Origin of the sequence: Mesorhizobium sp. M7A.F.Ca.CA.004.04.2.1 (assembly GCF_004022825.1) — a bacterium.
In the GTDB taxonomy this organism is placed as follows: Bacteria; Pseudomonadota; Alphaproteobacteria; order Rhizobiales; family Rhizobiaceae; genus Mesorhizobium.
Map to the genome: position 1 here is coordinate 1 of NZ_RZPH01000618.1, position 3696 is coordinate 3696.

The following is a 3696-nucleotide window of genomic DNA, read 5'->3' on the forward strand; positions in this document are numbered from 1 at the left end:
GGCTTGACGACGCGCGGCGCGCTGCCGCCGCCGCTGTCGTAAAGCACTTTGCCCTCGGTGGTCGTCACGCGCCGGATGAAATGGATGTCCGGCTTGTAGCCGCCATTGGCAAAGGGGACATAGGCCGAGGTCAGCTCCAGCGGCGTCACTTCCGAAGTGCCGAGCGCGATCGAGGTGTTGGCTATCAGGTCGGACTGGATGCCCATGCGGTGCGCCGCCTCGACAACCGCGTTCGGCCCGACCTCCATGGTCAGTTGCGCCGCCACCGAGTTCAGCGACTTGGCCAGCGCGGTGGCCAGCGTCACCTTGCCGAAATACTTGCCGCCGTAATTGTCGGGTGTCCAATTGCCGATCTTGATCGGCGCATCGTTGCGGATGCTGTCGGGCGTGCGACCGGCTTCGAGCGCGGCCATATAGACGAACGGCTTGAACGCCGAGCCCGGCTGGCGACGTGCCTCCGAAGCACGGTCGAACTGGCTCGTCGAATAGTCGTAGCCGCCGACCATGGCACGTACCGCACCGGAATCGTCGATCGACACCAGCGCGCCCTGTGTGACGTTGAGCTTCTTGCCGCTCTCGTCGATCAGTCTGCGGATCGACTGTTCGGCGAGCTTTTGCAGGTTGAGGTCGACGGTGCTGTCGATGACGATGTCGCCGCGCACATCGCCGATCAGGTCGGGCAATTCCTCCATGATGGTGTCGGCGACGTAATTCTCCGAGCCGGTCCAGTAGGACGGCGCACGCGTTGCCGGCGCGCTCATTGCCGAGGTCATTTCCTTGGCGCTGATCTTTCCCTCGTCACGCATGGCGGCAAGCACCAGTTGCGAGCGTTCCTCGGCGGCCTTCGGATCGCGTGCCGGGGACAGCCGCGACGGCGCCTTCAACAGGCCGGCAAGCAATGCGGCTTCCGACAGGGTGACGTCGCGCGCGCTCTTGCCGAAATAGCGGCGCGAGGCGGCCTCGACGCCATAGGCGCCGGAACCGAAATACACCCGATTCAGGTACATTTCGAGGATCTGGTCCTTGGTGTGCTTGTGCTCCAGCCACAGCGCCAGCAGCACTTCCTGCACCTTGCGTTCCAGCGTGCGGTCGGGTGTCAGGAACAGGTTCTTCGCCAATTGCTGGGTCAGCGTCGAACCGCCCTGCGAGAAACGCCCGCCCAGCACGTTGGTGACCATGGCGCGCGACAGACCGATCGGGTCGATGCCGAAATGCGAGTAGAAGCGCCGGTCCTCGATGGCGATGACGGCTTCCGGGATATAGGGCGACATCTCATGCAGGCCGACGGCCTCGCCGCCGCTCATGCCGCGATTGGCGAGCAATTGGCCATCTGCCGAGACGATCTTGATGTTGGGGGCGCGGTCGGGAATCGACCAGGTCGTCGCCGCCGGCATCTTGGCGCCATAGTAGACGACGATGCCGGCCACCGCGATGCCGCCCCAGATGGCGAACACGAAGCACCAGTAGAACAGCCGGCCGAGCACACCGAACAGGCCGCGCCGGCTTCTGCCGCGCTTGGCCCGCGACGATTTCCCTTTGGCCGGCTTGCGTTTTGCGGAGGCTTTGCGATTGCTCGGCACGACGCGATCCTCCTCGTTCACCGAAAGACCCGCCGAGGACCGCGCCTGCGGCGGCCCCTCGAAACTGGGTTCGATGCGACTGTCTCTGCGGTTCGCCATGCGCTGTGCTTGATATCCCCGATGCCTATGGCGTTCGGGTTGAAGAGTAGATGCGGCGGTTTAAAGGCGGGTTAAGTCGTGTTCGAATGCCGGCCCTGGCGTTGGTCAACGATGTTGATGCGAAAAAGCCGCTACGCCTTGATATCTCGCTAGAGACCCGCCGCCTTCGCCAGATAGGGCGCCAGCGCCAGCGCATAGGTGGCCGTCATATGGTGATGGTCGCGCCAGACGATGATGTTGCCGACCACGGCCGAACAGCTGTCCTTGCCACATAAGGCATCGTTCATGTCAACGACACGGACCCCCGGCAATGCCCCTGCGGCGAGGGCGAAGACATCGCTCGTCTCCACCTCCTGTCGCGCGTTGACGCATTTGTCGGCATCGGCGGCCAGGCAATCACCGGGATCGAACTTGACGAAAGGCGTGTTCCGAATGGCGATAATACGCACGCCCGTTCTGTTCAAGTCGCTCCAGATGCTGCGCAAACCGTCGATCATTGCCGGCTCCGGTGTGTCGGAATAGCGAGACTGGCTGGTGAACATCAGGTCTGGCCGCAATTTCCTGATCTCGGCGCGAACGTTGTCGCGCCATGTTGCGCAGGCCTCATACGGCTTACCTTCATCCGTCACCGCGGCAAGGGTGAAAGGGCATGCAGCCTTGGTGAAGGTGACCAATTTCCACTTGCGGTCCCTGGCAATCTTGTCGATGGCCGGGATCCATTGTGCTGCGTGTGAATCGCCTGCGACGACAATGGTTCTGGTTCCCTGGGGATCGCCGAGCTGGCAGCCCACAGCTTGCGTGCTGTCCTGCTCCTGATGGCATTTCAGTCGATAGACGATCGGTACGTCACGCCTGAGTTTGCCGAGGGATGGCAGCAGTTGCACGTCGCGCGGAACCGAAGCGTTGGCAAGAAGCGCTGCCGGCCCTGGATAATTCGGTGTCCCGATCAGGCTGATATCGACGTCTTTCCTGTCGAGCGCATAGCCGAGCCCACCCGACATCATCACGCAGACGGCAACGGCGGCAGTGGCATAGGCCAGAGGTTTCCGTTCCGTATCCGACCGCGGCTGCCGGTAGCGCTGTTCGACATATCGGTAGGAAAGATCCGAGATTGCCAGCGTCAGGGCGATCAGCACGAGACCTGCAAGGAGCCCGGCCGCGGGGCGATGCGCCGAATAGAAAACAACCAGCGGCCAATGCCAGAGGTAGATCGAATACGACCGGTCGCCGACATAGCAAAGGATGCTGGCATCAAGTCCGCGAACCGGCCCAGTTTGATGCCGCCGGCGGCAATGATGAGCACCGTCCCCAAGGTCGGCAGCAAGGCAAGAGCGCCAGGAAATGACGTCGAGGCGGAAAAGAAAAGCGCTGAAAACCCGATGGCGCCAATACCGGTCATCGCCATTGCGGCGCGCAATGGCAGCCCTGCCCTGAACCGATGGACCGTCAGCGCCAGCAGGCCACCGAGCGCCAGCTCCCACAGACGGGTATGGGTTACGAAATAAGCGGCGGCCGGATCGCTCCGGGTGATGACAACCGAGCTGATCAGCGATCCGGCAAAAACCGCGGTCAGCCCCACGAGGAATACGTCTTTCGCTGGCCGCCCGAGACGGCGCGCCAGCCAAAGGCCTGCCACCATCAGCAATGGCCAGACGATATAGAACTGCTCCTCGATGGATAGAGACCAGTAATGTTGTACCGGGCTCGCCGCCTCCTCGGCGCCGAGATAGTCGACCGCCTACCAGGCAAGCCGCCAGTTCTGCACATAGAGCGCACTGGCAGCGACCTGGATTGCCGTCTCTTCCCAACGTGCCATGGACAGGAAGACCAGCGTTCCGGCGAGCGTGGCAAGAAGGGCCAGGATCGCAGTCGGCAGCAGTCGCCGCACTCGCCGCGAATAAAAGGCCATCAGCGAGATGCGGCCGTCGCGCAGCGCCATGCGGGCAAGCAGACCGGTGATGAGATAGCCCGAGATGACGAAGAACACATCGACCCCGACATACCCGCCAGGAAGAAC

At 62.7% G+C, this 3696-nt stretch carries 2 protein-coding genes and 1 pseudogene; all 3 read right to left on the reverse strand.

Annotation, left to right across the window (positions count from 1 at the left end):
* A partial coding sequence (locus tag EN893_RS23835) for a transglycosylase domain-containing protein (protein ID WP_164901054.1) occupies positions 1-1679 on the reverse strand: 1679 nt, incomplete at its 3' end.
* Between the two features lie 149 nt (positions 1680-1828).
* Positions 1829-2815 (reverse strand): SGNH hydrolase domain-containing protein, encoded by a 987-nt coding sequence (locus tag EN893_RS23840; protein ID WP_127272552.1) that lies wholly within the window; start codon positions 2813-2815, stop codon positions 1829-1831.
* Positions 2809-3696 (reverse strand): annotated as a pseudogene (locus EN893_RS40085) (acyltransferase); the annotation flags it as partial. The pseudogene EN893_RS40085 and the gene EN893_RS23840, both read right to left, overlap by 7 nt.